At 66.3% G+C, this 20,073-nt stretch carries 24 protein-coding genes and 2 tRNA genes; 14 read left to right on the forward strand and 12 right to left on the reverse strand.

Annotated elements, in window-relative coordinates; translation table 11 throughout:
* Positions 1-18: 18 nt before the first annotated feature.
* Positions 19-849, forward strand: coding sequence for a hypothetical protein (locus tag ACIA76_RS16300; protein WP_397152617.1), 831 nt, complete (start codon positions 19-21; stop codon positions 847-849).
* Between the two features lie 149 nt (positions 850-998).
* On the forward strand, positions 999-2,414 hold the full coding sequence (locus tag ACIA76_RS16305; protein ID WP_397152618.1) for a hypothetical protein: 1,416 nt from the start codon (positions 999-1,001) through the stop codon (positions 2,412-2,414).
* Positions 2,415-2,435: 21 nt separating this feature from the next.
* Here ACIA76_RS16305 and ACIA76_RS16310 read toward each other — a convergent pair whose 3' ends face one another.
* Positions 2,436-3,026, reverse strand: a complete 591-nt coding sequence (locus tag ACIA76_RS16310) for a hypothetical protein (RefSeq protein ID WP_397152619.1) — start codon at positions 3,024-3,026, stop codon at positions 2,436-2,438.
* A 138-nt stretch (positions 3,027-3,164) separates the two neighbouring features.
* Between ACIA76_RS16310 and ACIA76_RS16315 the strand changes: the two genes are divergently transcribed.
* From ACIA76_RS16315 to ACIA76_RS16345, 7 genes are all read left to right on the forward strand, one after another.
* A complete protein-coding gene (locus ACIA76_RS16315; RefSeq protein WP_397152620.1) occupies positions 3,165-3,968 on the forward strand; it encodes an N-acetylmuramoyl-L-alanine amidase in 804 nt (267 codons plus the stop codon).
* 27 nt (positions 3,969-3,995) lie between these two features.
* Entirely contained in the window at positions 3,996-4,259 is a 264-nt protein-coding gene (locus tag ACIA76_RS16320) for a hypothetical protein (RefSeq protein WP_397152621.1), read from the forward strand.
* A 79-nt stretch (positions 4,260-4,338) separates the two neighbouring features.
* The gene (locus ACIA76_RS16325) at positions 4,339-4,743 is read left to right on the forward strand and encodes a hypothetical protein (RefSeq protein ID WP_397152622.1); all 405 of its coding nucleotides are present in this window, start codon (positions 4,339-4,341) and stop codon (positions 4,741-4,743) included.
* Positions 4,740-6,191, forward strand: a complete 1,452-nt coding sequence (locus ACIA76_RS16330; RefSeq protein ID WP_397152623.1) for a hypothetical protein — start codon at positions 4,740-4,742, stop codon at positions 6,189-6,191. The genes ACIA76_RS16325 and ACIA76_RS16330 overlap by 4 nt, the downstream gene beginning before the upstream one ends.
* A gap of 28 nt (positions 6,192-6,219) precedes the next feature.
* The gene (locus tag ACIA76_RS16335) at positions 6,220-6,606 is read left to right on the forward strand and encodes a hypothetical protein (protein WP_397152624.1); all 387 of its coding nucleotides are present in this window, start codon (positions 6,220-6,222) and stop codon (positions 6,604-6,606) included.
* A gap of 50 nt (positions 6,607-6,656) precedes the next feature.
* Positions 6,657-8,057, forward strand: coding sequence for a hypothetical protein (locus tag ACIA76_RS16340; RefSeq protein WP_397152625.1), 1,401 nt, complete (start codon positions 6,657-6,659; stop codon positions 8,055-8,057).
* A 3-nt stretch (positions 8,058-8,060) separates the two neighbouring features.
* Positions 8,061-8,813: a hypothetical protein gene (locus ACIA76_RS16345; RefSeq protein ID WP_397152626.1), complete on the forward strand. Its 753-nt coding sequence runs from the start codon at positions 8,061-8,063 to the stop codon at positions 8,811-8,813.
* A 67-nt stretch (positions 8,814-8,880) separates the two neighbouring features.
* Here the strand turns inward: ACIA76_RS16345 and ACIA76_RS16350 are convergent, their stop codons facing one another.
* The 6 genes from ACIA76_RS16350 to ACIA76_RS16375 all read right to left on the reverse strand — a co-directional run bounded on the left by ACIA76_RS16350 (position 8,881) and on the right by ACIA76_RS16375 (position 13,201).
* On the reverse strand, positions 8,881-9,684 hold the full coding sequence (locus tag ACIA76_RS16350; protein ID WP_397152627.1) for a helix-turn-helix domain-containing protein: 804 nt from the start codon (positions 9,682-9,684) through the stop codon (positions 8,881-8,883).
* A 39-nt stretch (positions 9,685-9,723) separates the two neighbouring features.
* On the reverse strand, positions 9,724-9,939 hold the full coding sequence (locus ACIA76_RS16355; protein WP_397152628.1) for a helix-turn-helix transcriptional regulator: 216 nt from the start codon (positions 9,937-9,939) through the stop codon (positions 9,724-9,726).
* A 62-nt stretch (positions 9,940-10,001) separates the two neighbouring features.
* Complete coding sequence (locus ACIA76_RS16360; RefSeq protein ID WP_397152629.1) at positions 10,002-11,654, reverse strand: UvrD-helicase domain-containing protein; 1,653 nt, start codon at positions 11,652-11,654, stop codon at positions 10,002-10,004.
* A 91-nt stretch (positions 11,655-11,745) separates the two neighbouring features.
* Positions 11,746-12,462, reverse strand: a complete 717-nt coding sequence (locus tag ACIA76_RS16365) for a DUF2786 domain-containing protein (protein WP_397152630.1) — start codon at positions 12,460-12,462, stop codon at positions 11,746-11,748.
* Positions 12,463-12,605: 143 nt separating this feature from the next.
* The gene (locus ACIA76_RS16370; RefSeq protein ID WP_397152631.1) at positions 12,606-12,920 is read right to left on the reverse strand and encodes a hypothetical protein; all 315 of its coding nucleotides are present in this window, start codon (positions 12,918-12,920) and stop codon (positions 12,606-12,608) included.
* Between the two features lie 107 nt (positions 12,921-13,027).
* Positions 13,028-13,201, reverse strand: a complete 174-nt coding sequence (locus ACIA76_RS16375; RefSeq protein ID WP_397152632.1) for a hypothetical protein — start codon at positions 13,199-13,201, stop codon at positions 13,028-13,030.
* Between the two features lie 243 nt (positions 13,202-13,444).
* Between ACIA76_RS16375 and ACIA76_RS16380 the strand changes: the two genes are divergently transcribed.
* Both ACIA76_RS16380 and ACIA76_RS16385 read left to right on the forward strand, forming a co-directional pair.
* Entirely contained in the window at positions 13,445-13,726 is a 282-nt protein-coding gene (locus ACIA76_RS16380; RefSeq protein WP_397152633.1) for a type II toxin-antitoxin system RelE/ParE family toxin, read from the forward strand.
* A gap of 64 nt (positions 13,727-13,790) precedes the next feature.
* Positions 13,791-14,123, forward strand: a complete 333-nt coding sequence (locus ACIA76_RS16385; protein WP_397152634.1) for a type II toxin-antitoxin system Phd/YefM family antitoxin — start codon at positions 13,791-13,793, stop codon at positions 14,121-14,123.
* 265 nt (positions 14,124-14,388) lie between these two features.
* On the opposite strand, the gene ACIA76_RS16390 is transcribed toward ACIA76_RS16385, so the two are convergent.
* Together ACIA76_RS16390 and ACIA76_RS16395 are read right to left on the reverse strand one after the other, a co-directional pair.
* A tRNA-Pro gene (locus tag ACIA76_RS16390) sits at positions 14,389-14,465 on the reverse strand.
* 22 nt (positions 14,466-14,487) lie between these two features.
* Positions 14,488-14,558: transfer RNA gene (locus ACIA76_RS16395), tRNA-Gly, on the reverse strand.
* 406 nt (positions 14,559-14,964) lie between these two features.
* Between ACIA76_RS16395 and ACIA76_RS16400 the strand changes: the two genes are divergently transcribed.
* Positions 14,965-15,966, forward strand: coding sequence for a diguanylate cyclase domain-containing protein (locus ACIA76_RS16400; RefSeq protein ID WP_397152635.1), 1,002 nt, complete (start codon positions 14,965-14,967; stop codon positions 15,964-15,966).
* Positions 15,967-15,988: 22 nt separating this feature from the next.
* Positions 15,989-16,819, forward strand: coding sequence for a DUF1542 domain-containing protein (locus ACIA76_RS16405; protein ID WP_397152636.1), 831 nt, complete (start codon positions 15,989-15,991; stop codon positions 16,817-16,819).
* A gap of 4 nt (positions 16,820-16,823) precedes the next feature.
* Here ACIA76_RS16405 and ACIA76_RS16410 read toward each other — a convergent pair whose 3' ends face one another.
* Together ACIA76_RS16410 and ACIA76_RS16415 are read right to left on the reverse strand one after the other, a co-directional pair.
* Positions 16,824-17,639, reverse strand: coding sequence for an Fpg/Nei family DNA glycosylase (locus ACIA76_RS16410; RefSeq protein WP_397153055.1), 816 nt, complete (start codon positions 17,637-17,639; stop codon positions 16,824-16,826).
* 108 nt (positions 17,640-17,747) lie between these two features.
* On the reverse strand, positions 17,748-18,221 hold the full coding sequence (locus ACIA76_RS16415; RefSeq protein ID WP_397152637.1) for a ribose-5-phosphate isomerase: 474 nt from the start codon (positions 18,219-18,221) through the stop codon (positions 17,748-17,750).
* A gap of 77 nt (positions 18,222-18,298) precedes the next feature.
* Here ACIA76_RS16415 and ACIA76_RS16420 point away from each other — a divergent pair, with 77 nt between their 5' ends.
* A complete protein-coding gene (locus ACIA76_RS16420) occupies positions 18,299-19,345 on the forward strand; it encodes a M48 family metallopeptidase (protein WP_397152638.1) in 1,047 nt (348 codons plus the stop codon).
* 50 nt (positions 19,346-19,395) lie between these two features.
* Here the strand turns inward: ACIA76_RS16420 and ACIA76_RS16425 are convergent, their stop codons facing one another.
* Positions 19,396-20,046 (reverse strand): DsbA family protein, encoded by a 651-nt coding sequence (locus ACIA76_RS16425; protein WP_397152639.1) that lies wholly within the window; start codon positions 20,044-20,046, stop codon positions 19,396-19,398.
* Positions 20,047-20,073: the final 27 nt, after the last annotated feature.

Consider the following 20,073-nt stretch of genomic DNA (forward strand, 5'->3'; position numbering starts at 1 on the left):
GTTAGACGGGAAGCTGCAATGGCAGTTCGCTACGAGCTGCGCGGCGTCGAGTATCCCGGACAGCCCCGAACCATCTGGCGTTTCGGCGACCCCGAATGCCCGCTCCGCCTCGCCCAGGCTCCCCTGGGCGTTGGCGGAGCGCCGATGGCTCATGTCCGGCAGGCCAACGCCCGCCAAGCCGGTGCCACCTACCGAGGCACCAACCGAGAAATCAACCCGATCAGCATCACCGTCCGCGTCGGCCCCGTGAAGCCAGGCGAAGAAGCGTTCGACCTGTGGAACGCCTGGCGCGAAAGCCTCGGCGACGGAACCAATCTCGCCGAATGGCACGTCATCTCCCCCGGCGGCGGCAACCGCTGGCAATACGTGCGGCTGGAGACGGCAATGTCCGACCCACCGTACGAGCTGCTGGACACAGTCGGCTGGTGCACCGAAGACGCAGTCCTGGTCTCCGACGAATCCTGGTGGAACGCAAGGCCGGTCAATCCGCCGGCCTTCGCTCCCAACCAGTTCGCAGGTCTGACCATCCGCAATGACGGCGACGTGGCTACGTGGCCGTTTTGGCGACTCACCGGCCCAGGCGCGTTCTCGATCGGCGTCGGCACCGAAAAGGTGCTACTGCCCAAGCTCCAGCCCAACGAAGTCTGGACGGTCGAGACCAATCCAGAGTTCCCGCACATCAAGGACTGGACCGACAAGGACGTGTGGAGCAAGGCAGGCAACGTCGCCTGGTACCAGAGCGTGCCCCCGAAAACGACTGTGCCGCTGAACATCGAGGGCATCGCCACCACGACCGATAGCCGCGTCGAAGTGTGGCTACCGCAGAAGTACAAGCGGGCCGCCACATGAGCACCCCGACGTATGCCCCTCCCAATCCGCGATGGCGACCGAATACCAAGACCCCGCCCGCGTTCGACATCACCGTCTTCAATCAGGACTACACCCAGTCCCGCCCGCTCGGCCCGTATATCAAGGCCCGGTTCGGCTGGTTCTGGAATGTGCCCGGCACCGCCACGATTCAGGTACGTGCCGATCACCCGCTCGCCGCCCGGCTTATGCAGTGCAAGCGCGACGTCGTGCCGATCCGCACCTACTACAACGGGATCGCTTGGGACGGCCGCGTCATGTCCGCGACCATCGCGGGCAAGCCCGGCGAAGAGATCCTCACAGCCACATGCGTTTCCAACCTGTACTGGCTGCTCACGATCCTCGCGTGGGTAAACCCGCTGTTCCCGCCGGAGGTCCAGATCGGTCTGACCGGCAAGCAGGACATCATGTTCGGCCCGGCCGACTTCGTGTTCAAGTACTTCCTCGCGAAGAATGTCATCCGGCTACAGAAGCCGGTCTACATGAAGTTGCCGATCCGCTACGAGATTCCCGAGCTGCCGCAGCTGAAGGACCTCAAATCGCTCGATGACATCCTCAAGGCCATCGACGACATGACCGCCGAACTGGTCATCATCTCGGCCCGGTTCACCCAGCTCGACGAGCTGTACAAGACCACAGTCGATTCCGCGGACCTCGGCCTGTCGTGCAGCCTGTGGACCCCGAAGGATGGCCCCTCGCCGTGGGTGTTCAACACCGACACACTCGCACGCCTGCAGAACGTCTTGGACCTGTCCGGCGATAACTTCTTCTGGTTCCTGAACCCCGGCAACATCCTCGGCCTGGCCGACCCGGACCAGTGGGGCAAGGCGCAGAAGGCCGGATACATCTTCGACACCCACAAGAAGCGCGACCGGCGCTGGATGCAGTGGCGCACCGACTCCGGCCACATCACCAGCTACACACGCGGTGTCAGCCACCCGAAAGCGCACTCCGCGATCGTGGGCGGCAAGGCACCTGAGTTCGTCAACCAGGTGGTCGAATGGGCTGCGAACGCTGCCATCAAGGCACTGCTGAACTGGCTGCTGCCCGGCGCGGCACTCGGCGATATCCTCGTCGGCGACCTGTTCGACGACATCTTCTTCGCCTACCAGAAGTTCGACGACCACAAGCTGAAAGCCGATCTCGGCCCGCACGCGTTCGGCGAGATCTTCGTGGACAACACCTCCGCCTACTCACTCGACGGGCTCGCTATCGGTATGGCCGGACTCAAAGCGGCAGGCGGCGGCGAATCGCTGAAGTTGGAGGTCCAGGCCGGCGGAATCGACGGGCGCGGCTTCTCATTCGGAGAGGACGACAGCTCCGGCCGCCGGTTCAAGGTCGGCGACATCATGACCTTCTACGACCGGGGCACGGTCATCGAGGACTACATCTCCGCCGTCGAGGTCGAAGACTCCCGAAACGAGAAGTGCACCGAGTTCATCACCATCGGCGACGACGGCGAAGTCAAAGACGCCTGGGAAAAGCTCATCGACCGCATGAAGGGCTTCGCCGGTCTCTCTCGCGCCATCGCCAACGGCACCGGCTGATCCCAACAGGAGGGGTAGAGCTCACGGTATGTGCCAACAATCCTTGTTGCTGGCGGAATTGAGCAGGAACGGGTAGTCGACAGTGCCGCCTGGGAATGGCGGAGTCATCGTCATCTCGGCCACATAGTTCGGATCTTGTTCGGCTGTAGCCACGTGACACTTCAGGCGGGGGTCGGCTGACATGCAGTCACCTCGCCCGTCCGTTCCGTGCGCTACGAACACGCCTCCGATATCACCGCATGAGAGGGCAGCGGGCGCCGCTTCAGGAGCGTCGCTCGTTGTCGGCGACGGTGCGATCGTCGTGGTTGTTGCTCCGACTGTGGTCGCTTGCGTAAGCGGCGTCGGCGGAGCCGTCGTGGTCGGCACGATGTTCCGGCTCGTCGAGGATGCTGCCGTAGCCGTAGCCGCGGCGGTCGGCGTGCTCGATTTGCTCGGCCCCAGCATCAACCCGGCAGCAATGAACACTGCGAACGATGCGACGAGTGCGACAACTCCTGCGAGGCGAGAGCCTATGTGCAACAGGCTGATTCGTCCGCGTATCAAGGCGATCAAGGCGACGAAGAACATCGCAATCGAAACGATCGCGAAAACCCCACCCAGTGCGTGCAGCACAGTAAGTCCCTTCGAAGGCCGTAGGCAAGGCCCCGACTCCTCATGGCTGGCCAATTAGAGCATGCCCAGGGTCTGGCGCGCGAGGGACTTGAGTCCCGAATTTGCACGTCCCATTACTCAACCAAAGGAGGTTCCACAGTGGGTTGGAACGGCGATCCTGTATGGCTCGCAGATGTTTTGCGCGCCGAAGGTTTGAATGTTGTTGAAGCGCCGGGGTGGCGAGACAGGGGACACGGCGACTTCCGGGAAATCTGGGGAATCGTCTGCCATCACACCGGCGGCTCCCGCACCCCAGCGAGCGAAATCATGTACGGCACAGCGGCTCTGGAAGGGCCGCTGTCGCAAGTCCATCTGTCGCAGAACGGCACGGCCACAGTGTGCGCGGTCGGCGTCGCCTGGCACGCCGGATACGGCTCGTATCCCGGCCTGCCCGAGGACGGCGCGAATCAGCACACCATCGGCATCGAGGCCGCCAACAACGGTGAAGAGGGCTGGAGCGACGCCCAGTACTGGGCCTACGTGAAGGTGTGCGCCGCGATCTGCCGAAAGCTCGGCTACGGCGCGGATCGCGTTATCGCGCACAAGGAATGGGCGGGGAGAAAGCAGGGCAAGTGGGACCCCGGCCTGCTCGACATGAACCGCTTCCGCGCCGACGTCCAGGCGCAAATCGAGAACCGAAATGGAGGCTTCCTCATGGCATTGTCCGAGGAGAAGCAGAACGAGCTGTACAACCTCGTCACCAAGGAACTGGGCTACCGCTTCCAGTCCCGATACAAGGACGAGCTGGGCCGCCAGTCCGACTACCGCGATTCGCTGGTCGGCTACGTCCTCGAAACCGATCGCAAGGTCGAGTCTTTCGACCGCTGGCGGCGCGCAAAGGACGAGCGAGATAAGGCCCTCGACGCCAAGCTCGACGCCATCCTCGCCAAGCTCGACGCCTGACGACCCCCTCTCTGAAGGAGCCCCCGTATGGGTGACCATTCCCTGCCTGCGCCCGCACCGTCGCAGACCGCATACCCGTGGCGCGCGACCGTACGCACCGTGTTCCAAGTTGTACTGGCCCTCGTGACCCTGATCCCCATCATCGTGGTCACCGGCGGCATCCCCGCCACAGGCGCGATAGCGGTCGTCCTGGCCGCGTGCGCGGGTATCACCCGCGTCATGGCCCTGCCTGCCGTCAACGAGCTGCTGGCCCGCTTCGCGCCGTGGCTGCTCGCAGAACCGCCGGCCTGACCTTCCATCGACCGCAGCCGCGGAGGCCGCCCCTGATTTTCGGGAGTCGGCCTCCGCCGTTCCCGCCCATGGAGGCCGGGTGAGTACCATCGCCCCCTACATCAACGACATCCTCACGCTGGTAGGCGTTCTCGCAGGCGCATTCGGCGTCTGGCACGCCGCCCGGCTCAAAACCAAGGTGGATGCCCGCAACGCCAGCGCCGACGACGACATCGAGCGCCAGCGCCTCGACGGCGAGCGGCTGAAGATCCTGCTCGACGCGCAGCGCGCGGACTTCGAGTCCATCGTCAAACCGCTCCGCGACGACGTCGACACCCTCCGCAAAGAGGTCCGCGAACTGCACAGCGTCATCGACGCACTCCGCGCCCGCTACCGCCTCGCCGTCGACTACATCCGCACTCTGCTCGCCTGGGTACGCACACAGCCCGGCAGCGAATCCGCGCCCCCGCCACCGCAACTCATCGCCGACGAGGTCCCCCTGTGAAGCGTCTCATCCCGCCGCCGGAAGTCATGCCGATCTTCGGCGGCTTCGTCGACACATTCCTCAAGAGCCTGTTCGGAATCACCTCCGCGCACGGCTCTGCCATCGCCCAGCTCGAATCTCGCCTCGCCACCGGCGCGTCCTACGTCGACAACTTCAACCGCAAAGAGTCGAACATGCTGGGAAACGGCTGGATTCAAGGCGGCACCGGGCAGGGCCTCGGCATCATCGACTTCGCCGCCCGCCTGGACAATCACGGCTTCTCGACCGGCATCCGCTACGCCATCTGCCCGCAGCTGATGAGCGACGACAATCACTCGGTCGCCTCGATCGTCAATCCCGCCGGAGTGATGGACGGCTGCCCCACAGCGCTTTTCATCCGCGCCAACGCCGACCTCACCGAGTTCGTCTACACCAACATCTGGAAGCGTTCGATCCAACTCGGGCGCGGCACCCGCAGCGGCAACACTTGGAAATTCACCGACTGGAAGACCTACGCCAAGGGCGTGCAGGAATCCGACACGGTCGAACTGGTCGCCGAAGGCACCACGTATCGAGTGATCGTCAACCGCACCAGCGTGATTGAGCACACCGACACTTCCGGCTACCCGGTCGACCCCGCGCACCGCACCGTCGGATTCTCCTCCGAAACCCGTTTCCAGGGCATCATCCCCAACTACTCGTGGGGCCTGGCCAGCTTCGTAGCCCGCTCGGGCATGGGCAATCTCGCCACTACCCAGGCCGACGCCAGCGAGGCGAAGGAAGCCGCCCGCAACGCCCAGGGCGTCGCGACCTACGCGCAGACGACCGCGAACGGTAAGCCCAACTTCAGCGACATTCCGACCAATATCCCGCTGTGGCAGAACATCAACCCAGTCGACGACCCGACGTTCCCGCTGTCGCAGCTAGTGATGTGGACCTCGGTATCCGGCGGATACAACGCACCCGCTGTCGGCTCCGAAGACAGATCGCCGGACTACCTGCCCGCGACCCGAGTCCTCGAGCTCGGATTCATCCGAGCGACACGCGACCGCACCTACAGCACGGTAGGCATGATCACCGGCCGAGGCGGCTGGGGCTTCGACCCGCAAGCATTCGCGGTCGCGGTATTCAAGATGGACCCCGGTAACGGCAACCTGTCGAAGATCTGGGACAGCGGCGACGTCAAGGGCCAAATCGCTACCGCCGGTACACAGTTCCGGCTCACACTCCCGACCATCACCGCCAAGCAAGGCGACATCTTCGCCGTCGGCGTTCTCCAAATCTCCCCGAGGCCAGGCACATCGAACCGGCCACTGGCGTGCGTGCGGCAGAGCCAGCCTGCACAGCCCAACGGGGTGTACCCACGCAACATCTACGGCTACGTCAAGGACTGCGACAGCATCCCGGACTTCATCACCGCCGCGAACATCAAGTCCGGCGACTGGATCCCCTGGTTCGTCCTCGGCTAGCCGCCCGCCCGCTTCACAGGAGTCAACGATGACCGACCAACTCGCCAACACCAAGGCGTTCCTGACCAGAGCAAACCAGTTCGCCACTGCGAAGGCGAAGTGGGACGCGTACGGCACCAGCGGATCCGGCTGCATCAATCAGGCCGTCGCCGCGCTGTACGCCGCGATCAAAGCCGACGACCCCAGCTACCAGCCCGGCGGCCCCGCCTCGGAGGCGCAGACCGCCACCAACACCAAGGCCCATGTCACCGGCCTGGTGAAAGCGCTCGCAGTCGTCGGTCTGCTGTTCACCCACAGCGGCGGGCCGACCTCCGATCAGGCCGTCGTCTTCGGCAGCAACTTCAACGGCACCGACTGCTACCTGTCGGATCTGATCGCCGCTGTGAAAGCCGACGACCCGACCTGGACGCCATAAGCACCCGAGTGCAATCCACGATCCATCACGACGTAGTAAGGAGGTCCCCGGTGACCGTCCTGTTCGACCATTTCAGTGACCTGGGAGACGGGCCAGTCGAAGGCATCTGCGAGATATGGCGGCCGACGCTGAGCCAGGACATCGACGGCGAAGGCGTGACCACGCCGAACCGCGTCGTGGTCGCCATCGTCGCCGGAAACCTCACTACCCCCGACCTCGATGCCGGACCGGCCAAGGTGATGCTGCGGGTCGGCGGCTGGACGCGCCCGCGCGACATCGTCATCCCGCAATCGGCTACTCCGGTCCGGCTCTCGCCACTGTTCGGCCAGTACGACGAGCAGCCCCCGGCAGTCGTCTCCGAAGCCTGGCAGGCCGCGAACGCTGCCCGCACTGCCCGCGACGAAGCGGTCCGCGCGGCCGACGGCGTCCGCGACATCTCCAAGGACGCAGCCCAAGTTGCCGCCGACAAGGCGACCACCGTCGCAGCACGCGACGTGACCGCCGCAGCACGCGACGACGCAGTTGCAGCCCGCGTCGCGGCTGACGCGTCACGCGACACCGCATCGCAGAAAGCAGGCGCGGCGGCCACAAATGCCGCTGGCGCCGCTGCCGATCGGGCAGCCGTAGAGACGGCGAAGACCGATGCCGTTGCCGCGCGTGACGTCGCAGTGGCGGCGCGCGACGTCGCGTCAGGCAAGGCGATCGACGCGGCCAAGTCTGCGGCCGACGCAGCGAAGTCGGCACAGGACGCGGCGAGCGCTGGCGGCGTATCCTCCAGCCGTACCGTGACCGCAGTCGGCGGTCTGACGGGCGGCGGCGACCTCAGCGCCGACCGCACGCTGTCAATCGCAGCGAACGGCGTCACCAACTCCCACATCGCCGATGGCGCACTGTCGCAGGCCAAGCTTGCGTTATCGGGTGCGATCAGCGACGCGATCAACGCCCGCGAGCTGGCAGCGAAGAAGGGTGCCGCGAACGGGTACGCCGCGCTCGACGCATCCGGCAAGGTACCCGCGACGCAGCTGCCGTCCTACGTCGATGACGTACTCGAATTCGCCAGCACCGCTGTGTTCCCCAGCACGGGCGAGCCCGGCAAGATCTACATCGCCATCGACTCGAACAAGGTCTACCGCTGGGGCGGAAGCTCCTACACCGAGATCTCCCCGTCGCCGGGATCCACTGACGCAGTGCCCGAGGGCTCGACGAACCGCTACCTCACTGACGCACGCGTCGCGACAGCGGTTGCGTCACTGTTCGGATCGACCGCTGGAACGGTGACGCAAGGCAACGATCCGCGGCTCTCCGACATCCGCGCGCCGAAGGCACACACGCACGCCATCGCCGATGTGACCGGACTTCAGGCCGCTCTCGACGGCAAGGCAGTCGTACAGGTTGTCGCATCGCTTCCAAGCTCCCCAATCGCCGGGGTCCTGTACTGCATCCCGGAGTAACCCATGCCCCTCTATGTCGGCTCGCAAAAGATCAAGGCGCTGAGCCCCAGCGGGCAGAAAGCGATGGAAGCTTGGGTGTGGAACGGCTCGGCCTGGAAGAAGGTCTTCAACAGCGTCCCACCGTTCAACTTCGTCGATGAGTTCAACACCGTGTATCCGGATTCGCTCGGTCCGGCCTGGACGTACATATCTGGTGTGAAGGCCCGAGTAGTCAACGGCCATGCGGTACTTGCCGCGACGGGAACGACGAGCAAGGTTGCTTACTGGTACCGCCCTACGGACGTCGTCGCTCCGCAGGACGACGCTGCAGTCCGGTTCCGACTCACCGCGCCCACTCCGTACGCATTGGCCAACAACAACGAAACGATCGTCGCGCTGCGCTGCACAGATGATGCCTCGACCAACGACGGTGTCTGGGCGGTCTTCACGGGAGGCAAGGTCCGGATCATGACCATGATCGACGGAACGCAGGCCGCACGCGGCCCGGAGGGGACCTACCCGATCGACGTCGACCTTGAGTTCCGGGCAGTGGGCCGCACATTCTCGGTGGTCCGCCTCGATACTCAGGCTGTGCTCACCTCATGGCCGGACTCGGCCAACGAATCGAAGATGGACACCGCGCACCGGGCGTTCAAGATCGCGCTCACTGGCAACTACCCGCTGTTCCAGCAGCAGTACAACTCCCCGGCGCTCGACCGGTTCGAAGCCAAGCTACCGGACTCGTTCTCCGGGAAGATCCAACAGAAGAAGTCCTGAAACGCGACACCCCAGCCTGATTCATCTCGGGCTGGGGGTGTTTCGTCGTTTCAGGGGCGGGTCATCCTCACTGACGCGATGCGACACCACCGATGAGCAGGGCTTTCCTCCAGCGACGCACGGTCGCCTCCGAGACTCCGACGCGCTCGGCAATGGCGTAGTTCGACAGGTCCGTGTCGCGCATCAAATCCTCTGCGACGTCACGCGGCTCGCGCGTCGGGTCGACCAGAGCCGGGATCTCGTCCGTATCGGGCTCGGCGCTGCGCGGCTCGACCGGCGGCGCGGGCGGCTCCGGCATCGGCGCAGGCGCTACGGCCTCCGCGTCATCGCTGTAGGTGCACGCGTCGCGTGGTGCGTCGTATCCGTACCAGGGAGCGACGCTCGACGCGCTGGCGTACCCAGCCGGCCACTGCTCCGCGGGCTCGTACTCCAGCGGCGCCAGCGGTTCGGCAGGCTCCCATTGGACGGCTTCGTCTGTCGGTGACGCGGCATGACGCGTCGCTGACGCATGACGTGCGAGATGGACGGTCAGGTGCGTCACGGCGACGAGGGCGACGGGCGGCACTGCTGCGACGACAGCGGCGATCTGGTGCGGCATCTGCCCTTCTGGCATGACCGCGTCGAGGATGTTCCCAGCGATCGACACGGCCGCGCCGGACCCGAGCATCGTCCACGCGTACCGCGATCCCTGGACGGCGACGACGGCGAACGTGGCGACAAGGATCAATCCGTCAACGATGAGGGGCCACAGGACTGGGATCGAGACGCCGGATCGGCGGGCGACATCGCTGAGCGCGGAGAACGACAACACCGACGACAGGGCGACGATGACGATGGTTCCTGCGACAGCTGTCCGGGCAGCGGAAAACATCTAGGGTGGTTCCTTTCGGGACGCTGGTGGCGGCCAGCTCTACGTGTTGATCGGATCTCCGGGCCGGGTGGCGTGCCACGCGATGACCTCTTCGCTGTCCCAGAGCGGAGTACTGCCAACCTTCCTGATCGGTTGCGGCGCTGGGTGACTCTTGGTCGGCCGCTTCGTGTACCCATGCCAGGTGCGCAGCTTCACGCCGATGTAGTCGGCGCACTGCTGCGCAGTCCACCAGGTATCAGGATCGGTCGCGCTCATCCATGAAGCCCTCTCGTCGGTACATACCGCGACTGTACGCGGCCGACTCGGACTGTAGATGATCACGCTGCGGCTCCATTCATCGCGCCGGTGGCAACGATCAGGCCGCCGGGGTTGAGGAGGTTCTGAGCGCGGGTCGCAGCGACGTACGACAGCATCAACTCGTCCTTGAGCCGCTTCTGACTACGCCGCAACGCCTCCTCTGGGGTCTGGCCGTCATTGGAGCGGCGCACCCGCCACTCGTGCACATGCTTGGCGACCTCGTTACCTTCGAGGTCGAGCCGCAGTCGCCCGTTGTCGGCGATCCACGCTTCGGACTGGCGGACCGCTTCGGCGGCCTGGTCGACGCCCGCCGCGAGGTCGTCGGCCAGATGGACGCTGGGCCACTCGCGGCCCTTGGACTTGTGAGCGGTCGCAACGACCAGGTCGGCTTCGCTCTCCGAGACCACGCCGCCGAGCGCCGTTCGGACCTTCAGTGTCCCGTGCTTCTCGATCAGCGCAACGAGCACTTTCCAGTCCGCCGAGTCGGCCGAGTCCTGGGCGTGCGCTACGACCTGCTCCCAGCTGCGGAACGCGGCGAGGTCTGCCAGCCGCGGCTTCTTCCACGTGGGACGGCGCTCGTCCATCAGAAGGTCGGCGTCCTCGCAGAACTGCACCGAGTACCGGTTCTCGCTCATCAGGTGCACACGCTTGCCTGCTGTCTGCGCGGCCATGACGTGCTCGATGGCGGTGGCATTGGTGCGGGCCAAGGTGACGCGCAGGCCGGTCGCGCCATGGTCGACGACGCTCGCGCGGCCGGGATTGCCGGTCAGCCGGAGATCGTCGCCGAGGCGGGCGAGCAGGCTATTGGCTGCGTCGGCGACGGCCTGGCCGAACCGCCACGACTGCGTGAGGCGTCCTTCAACAGCTTCGCTGACCTGCGTCATGTAGTCGGTTGCCCCACTGAATCCATAAATACTCTGGGCCTGGTCGCCGACCGCAACCAACTGCAGGTGCGTCTGATCGTCGATGATGCCCGCGAGCACCGGGCTCGTGTCCTGTGCCTCGTCGAGGAAGATCACACCGCCGTCCGACCCGACCTTCGGCCGTTCCAGGGCGAACAGCTTCAGGTAATGGGAGTGCCCGAACGCGACGGCTTTGCCGTATGGATTCTGGAGATCGGCCCAGATGGCTTGCGCGACTGGGTAGACGAACTCGACGAGCTGGCCGTGTGCGTCCCGGTCGTCCAGGCCGGGGATACGGGCGATGTGCCGCTTGGTCAGCTCTGGGTCCGCGCTCTTGCAGAACCGGTCGACGGCCGCCAGCGCGTGCCGGGTGACCTCGTACGCGGTCAGCGTGATGGTCTCGCCGCCGACGTACGCGAGGAACCGGTCGACCTTGAGCCGCTTGCCGGTCTCACCGATCGGAATCCGCGCGCCCCGCCGCATCCGGCCCAGCAGAGGAGCGTGACGGGTGTTCGCGATGTTCCGGTAGGCGAGGGAGTGAGCGGTCGACGCGGAGATGCAGTCGGGGAACTTGGCTTTCGCCTCCTCGGCGATGGACTTGTTGAACGCGACGTACAGGCCGGCACGCCCTTGCGTCCGGACGATCTCGGCGAGCTGGGTGAGCGTGGTGGTCTTGCCGGTGCCTGCTCCGGCGCGGACGCGGATCGGCTGGCCGGTCTGGAACAGGTGGTGGATGTGCAGTTGCTCGGGGGTGGGCGCGAACGCGTTCATGGTGTGGTTCCTCTCGGATTCGGGGTGGCGGCCCCGTGATGGGTGGCCGGGCCTGACGTGCAGGCCCGGCCTGGGTGGTGCTGGTGGTGGGTTATCGGCCGATCGCGCGGCGTCCACCGACGCCGGTCTGTCCGAGGTTCACGCGCTGTCCGGCAGCGGCGCCAGCGGCGGCGGCGCTGCTGTCGTGGCGTGAGCGTGACTTGACGTCGCGAATCTGGCCGCCGTGGTCGGCTTGCATCGCGGCCTCGGCACGCTTGGCATCGTCCATCAACACCAGGGCGGTACCGGGCTCGGATTCCGCTGCTGCGGTGCCCTCGGCGTCTGTCATGCGGGAACCGACTTCGGCGTAGAAGCCGCGCATCCAGGACATGCGGTATGCCTTGACGCCGGTCCGTGCTCCGTAGTGGGGGCGGACGCGGGAGGCTCCGGCGAGCATCTGCGGCATCAGTGTGGCGAACAGGACGCGTAGCCGCTCGATGTGCCCGGCGGTGCCGTACACGACATGGCTGTCGTTACCGTCCAGCATCAGCGGTTTGCAGTGCAACGCGCGGGACAGGATGTGGAGGAGGAACGACTGTTCGCGTTGGTACTGGCCGCTGATCGTGAACCGTGCGATCCCGATAGGAGCGGGGCCTTCGCCACTGCGCTCGCGGGCGGCGGTCTCGTCGATGCCGTATTTGGCGATCAGCTGGAATGCCTTGGCGTTGAGGACATCTGCCTCGGGGGTTCCTGCGACATTCTCGGCCTTGGTCAGGAGCTTGCGGACCTTGTCGAGCATGTCCTGCTTGGTGGCATGGGCCTGCGTCATGGTGGTTCCTTTCGCGGGGCGCGGCCGTGGCGGCGGTCGCGCTCGGGTGGATGGTTGGTACTTGGCTGGGGTGGCGGCCCCGGTGCGTCGTACATGATCAATGTACATACCGCGTATGCACGATGCAACCGGGGACTGTGCCGTCAGTCGGTGATGCTGGTCACGGCCGTCCGTCGGATGAAGCGCCACTCGGGGCTGCCATCTGTCGCGGGCATCAGGTCAAGGTCGTCCCAGTTGCGGTCGTCGGCGATGGCGTAATCGCCGTGGTGGGACGTGACCAGGGCCAGGTACACGCCCATCTCCCCCCACATGACTGCGACCATGTCTCCGATGCGGAGTTTGTCGAATGGGACCGCCTCGACGGTGTAGTCCGACGCTGTTCCGAGCTGGATTTCGCCGCTGTCGGCCGCGTAGGCCGTCCACACGCGCAGGGTCGGGTCGATGTTCACGGTGGCCACTTCGGGCTCCTGTCGGGTCGCTCGGGTGACCCCCGGCCGGTACGGGCCGGGGTCGGCCCCGCGCGCCGCACATACTGGGTATGTACAGCGCAACGGGGCGGGGGTCGTTACTTGACGGGGCGGATGGCGTACCCGATGTGCTCGGGGCGGCGGTTGAACATCGCCATATCCGCGCCGCGCAATCCGGCGACCATGTCTGCCGCCGCGCCGTACCCGTGCACGGTGTGGCGGATGTCCGCGACGCCGTTGGTGGTGCGGGTGATGGTGAAACGATCGGCCATTTGGCCCTCCTGGTGGATGGTTCGGGGGTGGCGGCCCCCGGTGTGAATGTCGCCGTTTTCGGCGACAACACAATCATTACATATCAGGTATGTACGGTGCAACCAGGGAGGATAGTATCCACATGTGTCCATCATCACGTATTGACGTACAAAATTTAATACCAAATTCGGTACACAACAGGGTACGGTCATGGGCGTACGGATCACACGGGGCCGCCACCCCGAAAACGAAAGGGACCATCCATGACCCAGTCCGCCCACCCGGACGAGTACGACGTCACGATCGAAAAGAAGGCACTGAAGGAGCTGGCCGAAATCCAGCCGCGCAACCAGCGCGCAGCCGTCGCCGCCGCGATCATGATGCTCGGATTCGACCCACGGCCGAGCGGCTGCACCAAACTCACCGACACCCCCGGCTACCGCCTCCGAGTCGGCGGCTACCGAGTGGTCTACCTGATCGACGACGGAATTCGCGTCGTGACCGTGACCAAGGTCGGCACCCGAGGCAGCGTCTACAAAAAGTAGCGGCCCAGGCCGCCCACAGAGCCCCCGTCGCACGAACGGCGGGGGGAAAGGGAACACAGTGACCATGAAGAACGAAGACGAGACCGCCTCGGCAGCTGAGGTACCTCGCCGGCCTGGCTCCGTCGCCCGCCCCCGCCGCGTGCGCGTGAAATCGCACATGGTCTCGGTCAGCGAGGCGCGCAAGTCGTTGTCGACTCACCTGGGCGTCGCGCAGGCCGGGCAAGACGTCATCATCCTCACCAACTCCAAGCCCGAAGGAGTGCTCATGTCGTTCGAGCGTTACGAAGCCCTACTCGACCGGATCGAGGATCTGGAGGACCGCCTCTCGATCGTCGACCGCGACGGTGACACCGTGCCGTTCGCGGAGGCGATCGGAGACCTCGACCTCGACCTCTGATCCTCGGGAGTGCCCGCTCCGCCCCTATGCCGTTCTCGGTACGTTGGGGGCGGGGCGAAAGGCGCTCCAACACCACAGAATCCGGAAGGAGTTCAACCCGCACCACAGCCCACACCACCGCCCCCGCGCAACCACGTTGGCGGACTGACGCGCGAAGGGCAGAAGGACCACCCATACACTCGGTGGTGCAGTGGAATACGGAGACGAGAAGCGAGAGCCGACGCCCAGCCCCTTGGGGCTGTCGTGGCTGGTAGAGAGTGAAAACTGGTCGGGGTGACAGGATTTGAACCTGCGACCTTCCGCTCCCAAAGCGGAAGCGCTACCAAGCTGCGCTACACCCCGAAGGTGCTCAAAAAACCACCAGAGCGGGCGACGGGAATCGAACCCGCACCATCAGCTTGGAAGGCTGAGGTTCTACCATTGAACTACGCCCGCAAGCATCCGCCACCGATGGGATCGCCCCGATGCCGTCTGCGTCTGAGACTGTACCGAACCTCGCTTCCCGAACGCTAATCGGGCTGGACACGGCCCTGTTATCGGCGCGTCGGTGGCGACACGCGAACACGCCAATGGTCGACACACCGCATGTGGTGTAACACCTCAGGTAGGCAATCGATCTCATTGCCGATCGCCATTCGCGAGACATCGGAACGCGTTGCAAAACATCGCGTTTCCGTGTCGGGTGGCTTGCTAGGATCCTTTTCGCCGGACGGGGGTATCTGGAAAGGGGGCGGTGAGCGTGCGCCGATGGTGTACAGGACCGCATAGCAGTGGGCACGACCCGGAGGGTGTGACCGGCAAAGGCGCCGGCTCAGACGACGTCTGCGCGGGGTGAGCGCCGATGCCCGCCGAACCGGATACACAGACCGTCGCGGCGATCGCCGCGACCACCCGGGACTGGGTGCGCGCCGTCTACACAGGCAGCGGCCTGACGGTCCCGCCCGAACATCTGGAGCAGGTGTTCGCCGCCATCATCGATGAGCTGCTGGATCTGGCCGGGTCCGAACCGTTCCCGGTCCCCGCGGCCCGCGCGATCGGCCGGCGCCTCGCGGAGACGCCGTTCGACCGGACCCGCATGCTCGCCCCGGCCACCCGGGCGCTGCTGGGATTCGCACCGGGCGAACCGGGTTCGCTGGTGGCGACCCGGTGGCCGTTCGTGGCCAGCCAGGCCATCGACAGCTATGCCGAGGCGCTGCAACAGCGGGCGCTGGCCCAGCAGGAACGCAGTCTGTCCGAGGCGGTTTCGGTGCGCGTGCAGGAGATCGCGGCCCTGCAGCATCAGCTGCGCCACGAGGCCACCCACGACGCGCTGACCGATCTCGCGAACCGCTCGCTGCTGCAGGAGCGGGTGCGGCTCATGGCCACCGACCGATCGCGGGGGGTCGGGCTGTTGCTGATCGACGTGGACGACTTCAAGCAGATCAACGACGGCTTCGGACATGCCGTGGGCGACGAGGTGCTGGTCGAGATCTCGCGGCGGCTGCGCTCGACCTGTCCGGACGAAACGGTCGTATGCCGTTACGGCGGTGACGAATTCGTGCTCGCCCTGCCCGCCCGGCGCAGTACGCTCGGCGAGGTGGCCGTGCGGGTGCTTGCGGCCCTGCAGGATCCGGTGCCCACCGCGGCCGGTCCGGTGCCGGTGTCGGCGAGTGTGGGCACGGCGTTCTGCCCGGCCGAGCGCACGTGCGACTTCTCCGATCTGCTGCGCAACGCCGACCGCGCGATGTATTCGGCGAAGACGGCCGGGAAGCGGAGATTCGCGCTGTCGGAGGTCGACGGTGAGGCCGAGGCGGACGGCTTCGCACCCACCCGGCCGATCTATCCCGCGGCCGTCGCCGGATAAGTCGCAATCGTCCGGTTATCCGATGACCGGTACGCTGATCAATGTGTCGCTCTTGCTGATTCTTCTGGTTGTCGTGCTGATCGTCTTCGCGGGGGTGATCGTCTCCGGCCGATCCACGCGTAATCGTGAGGCCGCGCAGCTCGCCGATGCCAAGGCCGACGCGCGCCGGCTCATCGAACGGCTCGGCGGTCAGGTCTACAACCTGACCGGTACCGAGGCCGCCTCCAAACAGGCCCTGGCCGATGCCGGTGAGCGGTTGAACGCGGCCGGTTCGCAGATCGAGCAGGCCACTACGGTCGCTCAGGCTCGCCTGGCCAAGGAGACCGCGCTCGAGGGGCTCTACTACATTCGCGCGGCCCGCGCGGCGATGGGTCTGGATCCGGGTCCGGCGGTGCCGGAGCTCGACGGCCAGCGCACGGCCGGTTCGGTGACCGAGGCGCGGACCATCGATTACGACGGGCGGTCCATCGAGGCCTCCCCCTCGCCCTCGTCGCAAACCCCCAACTACTATCCCGGCGGCCGCGTGGCGGGCCGTCCGGTCCCGGCCGGGTGGTACTCCGAGCCGTGGTGGAAGACGGCGCTCGTCGCGGGCGCGTGGGGTGTCGGTTCGGTGCTGCTGTTCGACGCACTGTTCAGCGGCATGTCGGGAGTCGCCTACGGCGCGACCGGATTCGAGGGCGGATACGGCGAGGGCTACGACGCCGGACAGGGCGGTTACGACGGCGGCGGGTTCGACCAGCAGGGCGCCTACGACAGCGGCGATTTCGGCGGCGGATACGACGGCGGCGGTTTCGATGGTGGTGGGTTCGACGGCGGCTTCGATGGGGGCGGCGGTTTCGACGGCGACTTCTGAGCCGTCAGCTCGGCTGACAGGCCGGGCACCAGAACAGGTTTCGCCCCTCGAGCACCGAACGCACGACGGTGCCGCCGCAGATGCGGCAGTCCTCACCGGCTCGCCGGTACACGTAGGTACGCGGTTTGCCCTCGGCATAGGACGGTGCGCCTCGATCATGTTCGGGGCGCATCACCACGATCTTGCCGCGCCGGACCCCCAGGCGCAGCAGCTCGACCAGATCGGCCCACAGTTCGTCCCATTCGGCGGTGCTCAGCGCGCGCCCCGACCGCTGCGGTGAGATGCCGTGCCGGAACAGCAGTTCCGCGCGATAGACGTTGCCCACCCCGGCGATCACCGACTGATCCATCAGCAGCGCGCCGATCGGACGGGCGGACCGGCTGATGCGCTGCCACGCCCGATCGGGTTCGGCGTCGCGGCGCAACGGATCCGGCCCCAGCCGCGCGGTGAGCGCCGCGACCTCGGGTTCGTGCAGTACCTCACAGGCGGTCGGCCCGCGCAGATCGGTCCCGTACAGCGCCCCGTCCGCGCGCCCCGCCCCGATCATCCGCATCCGCACCTGCCCCACCGGATCACCCAGCGGCGCGGGCGATTCGGTGAAGGTCCCATACAGCCCCAGATGCACATGCACGACCAGCCCGGAATCGTAATGATGCAGCAGATGCTTCCCCCAGGCCTCGGCCCGCACCAGCACCCGCCCATCCACCAGCGCCGCCCCCTCGGCAAACCGCCCCTGCGGACTGGTCACCCGCACGACTCCCCCGCCGAAGCGCTCCCCGTGCGCCTTCGCCAGCCGATGCAACGTATGCCCCTCAGGCACCAGCACCCCTCTCCCCCGAACGCCGCACCCCTTCCCGCACGTCGCACCCCTTGCGGGCGGCCACAAGGGGTGCGGAGGGTCGGAGAGGGTGCGGGGGTTCGGGATTCGTCAGTTGGCGGGGAGCGCGGGGGGTTCGCCGGTCGTTTCGTAGGCGGCGATGATATCGATGCGGCGCTGGTGGCGGGGCTCCTCCGACCACGGGGTGGCGATGAAGGCGTCGATGATGGCCAGGGCCTGCTCCAGCGGGTGCATGCGGCCGCCGATGCCCATCAACTGCGCGTTGTTGTGCTGGCGGGCCAGCTGGGCGGTCTCCACGCTCCAGGCCAGCGCGCAGCGGGCGCCGGGCACCTTGTTGGCCGCGATCTGCTCGCCGTTGCCGCTGCCGCCGAAGACGATGCCCAGGCTGCCCGGGTCGGCGACGACGCGGCGGGCGGCATCGATACAGAACGCCGGGTAGTCGTCGACGGCGTCGTATTCGTGGGCGCCACAGTCGATCACCTCGTGACCGGCCTGCTTCAGATGGTCTTTGACGTGGTTCTTCAGTTCGAAACCGGCATGATCGGCACCCAGGTATACGCGCATGGCTCCAGATTCTGTCAGGCGTCCGGGAGGCGGTTCGCTTCGGGATAACGGGCCGCGACATCATTAGAGTTCACCTCATGCAGTCCGACGATCCGTGGGCCCGAACCGCCGCACAACCGGGGCCGCCCGGCTGGAATCCCGTGACCGGAATGTCCGGCTGGGATCCGCGGGTCGGGCCGCCCGGCTGGGCCCCGCAGGGTTCCTATGCGCCGCCGCAGATTCCGCCGCATCAGCTCACCCGCGGCCTGTCGCCGTGGGGCATGCCCGCGCGGCACAGCTGGGAGATCCCGCTGCTGGTGGTCGTGGTCATCGCGACCGTGCTGGCCTATGCGTTCGGCATCGGCCTGCTGCTGATGGGCTACTTCGACCAGTACGTGATCCTGTTGATCACCGCGCCGTTGCTGCTGTGGTTCGGCCGCGGCGTGAACTACTCCACGCAGCGGGTCAACGGCGTGCGGATGTCACCCACCCAATTCCCCGAGGGCTATCGGATGGTGGTGGAGGCGGCGGGCCGATTCGGCATGGCCACGGTGCCCGACGCCTATGTGGTGACCGGCAACGGCCAGATCAACGCCTTCGCCTCCGGCCACGGCTTCCGGCGCTACGTCGTCATCTACAGCGATCTGTTCGAAATCGGCGGCGCCGCCCGCGATCCGGACGCGCTGGCCTTCATCATCGGTCACGAGGTCGGCCACATCGCCGCCGGACACGTCTCCTATTGGCGGCAGCTGGGCATGTTCCTGGTGCCGTTCCTGCCGGTACTCGGCGATGCGCTGATCCGCGCGCAGGAGTACACCGCCGACAATCACGGCTTCTGCAATCGACCCGTCGGCGCATCCGGCGCGATGCGGACACTCGCGGCGGGCAAGTACCTCAACTCGCTGGTCGGCTTCGACGAGATGGCCGACCGCGCGGCCCGGGAGCGCGGCTTCTTCGTCTGGGTGATCAACGCCATCTCCAGCCATCCGGTGCTGACCTGGCGGATGTGGGCGCTGCGCGACCGCAGCCGCCACGGCCGGCTGTTCCTGCGCCCGAATCCGCCCGCGCCGCAACAGTATCCGGGCTATCCGCCGCCGGGACAGTACGGGGAGATCCCCGGACTGCCCCCGAACCCGCCGCAGTAAACCGTCGGTATAACCGGCATCCTCGGTGCGGGTCTCCGGAGTTCGACAGCTCAGTCGAACTGCGGATCCTCGGTGCGGGTCCGCTTGAGTTCGAAGAAGTGCGGATAGGAGGCGAGGGCGACGGCGCCGTCCCACAGCTTGCCCGCCTCCTCCCCGCGCGGAATGCGCGAGAGCACCGGACCGAAGAAGGCGACATCGTTGATGTGGATGGTCGGGGTGCCGACATCCTTGCCCACCTTGTCCATCCCGGCATGATGGCTCGCGCGCAGCGCATCGTCGAAGTCGGTGCTCTCGGCCGCCTTCGCCAGTTCGGCGGGCAGGCCGACCTCGGCCAGTGATTCGGCGATGATCACGCGCAGCGATTCGGCACGGTCCTCGCGGTCGTAGTCGGCGCGGCGGTTGTGCAGGCGGGTGCCCATCGCGGTGTACAGCGCGGGCAGCACCTTATCGCCGTGCTCCTGCGCGGCGGCGATCGCCACCCGCACCGGCGCGAAGCCCGTCGCCAGCATTTCCCGATACTGCTCCGACAGATCCTCGCGATCCTCGTTGAGCACCGACAGGCTCATCACGTGGAATCTGGTCTCGATATCGCGCACCTTCTCGACCTCCAGGATCCAGCGGGAGGTGATCCAGCACCACGGACACAGCGGGTCGAACCAGAAGTCCACGCGATCCTTGGTGCCGGTGTTGTTGTCGCTCACGTCGACGTCCTCTCGGGCAGATAGGGG

Origin of the sequence: Nocardia sp. NPDC051570 (assembly GCF_044454005.1) — a bacterium.
Lineage (GTDB): Bacteria > Actinomycetota > Actinomycetes > Mycobacteriales > Mycobacteriaceae > Nocardia.

Coding starts and splice junctions, on each gene's coding strand:
- ACIA76_RS16415 (WP_397152637.1), bottom strand. CDS start 18,221: ATGCGCGTATACCTGGGTGCCGATCATGCCGGTTTCGAACTGAAGAAC.
- ACIA76_RS16345 (WP_397152626.1), top strand. CDS start 8,061: ATGCCCCTCTATGTCGGCTCGCAAAAGATCAAGGCGCTGAGCCCCAGC.
- ACIA76_RS16300 (WP_397152617.1), top strand. CDS start 19: ATGGCAGTTCGCTACGAGCTGCGCGGCGTCGAGTATCCCGGACAGCCC.
- ACIA76_RS16400 (WP_397152635.1), top strand. CDS start 14,965: ATGCCCGCCGAACCGGATACACAGACCGTCGCGGCGATCGCCGCGACC.
- ACIA76_RS16335 (WP_397152624.1), top strand. CDS start 6,220: ATGACCGACCAACTCGCCAACACCAAGGCGTTCCTGACCAGAGCAAAC.
- ACIA76_RS16420 (WP_397152638.1), top strand. CDS start 18,299: ATGCAGTCCGACGATCCGTGGGCCCGAACCGCCGCACAACCGGGGCCG.
- ACIA76_RS16405 (WP_397152636.1), top strand. CDS start 15,989: ATGACCGGTACGCTGATCAATGTGTCGCTCTTGCTGATTCTTCTGGTT.
- ACIA76_RS16365 (WP_397152630.1), bottom strand. CDS start 12,462: ATGACGCAGGCCCATGCCACCAAGCAGGACATGCTCGACAAGGTCCGC.
- ACIA76_RS16360 (WP_397152629.1), bottom strand. CDS start 11,654: ATGAACGCGTTCGCGCCCACCCCCGAGCAACTGCACATCCACCACCTG.
- ACIA76_RS16350 (WP_397152627.1), bottom strand. CDS start 9,684: ATGTTTTCCGCTGCCCGGACAGCTGTCGCAGGAACCATCGTCATCGTC.
- ACIA76_RS16355 (WP_397152628.1), bottom strand. CDS start 9,939: ATGAGCGCGACCGATCCTGATACCTGGTGGACTGCGCAGCAGTGCGCC.
- ACIA76_RS16320 (WP_397152621.1), top strand. CDS start 3,996: ATGGGTGACCATTCCCTGCCTGCGCCCGCACCGTCGCAGACCGCATAC.
- ACIA76_RS16375 (WP_397152632.1), bottom strand. CDS start 13,201: ATGGCCGATCGTTTCACCATCACCCGCACCACCAACGGCGTCGCGGAC.
- ACIA76_RS16380 (WP_397152633.1), top strand. CDS start 13,445: ATGACCCAGTCCGCCCACCCGGACGAGTACGACGTCACGATCGAAAAG.
- ACIA76_RS16385 (WP_397152634.1), top strand. CDS start 13,791: ATGAAGAACGAAGACGAGACCGCCTCGGCAGCTGAGGTACCTCGCCGG.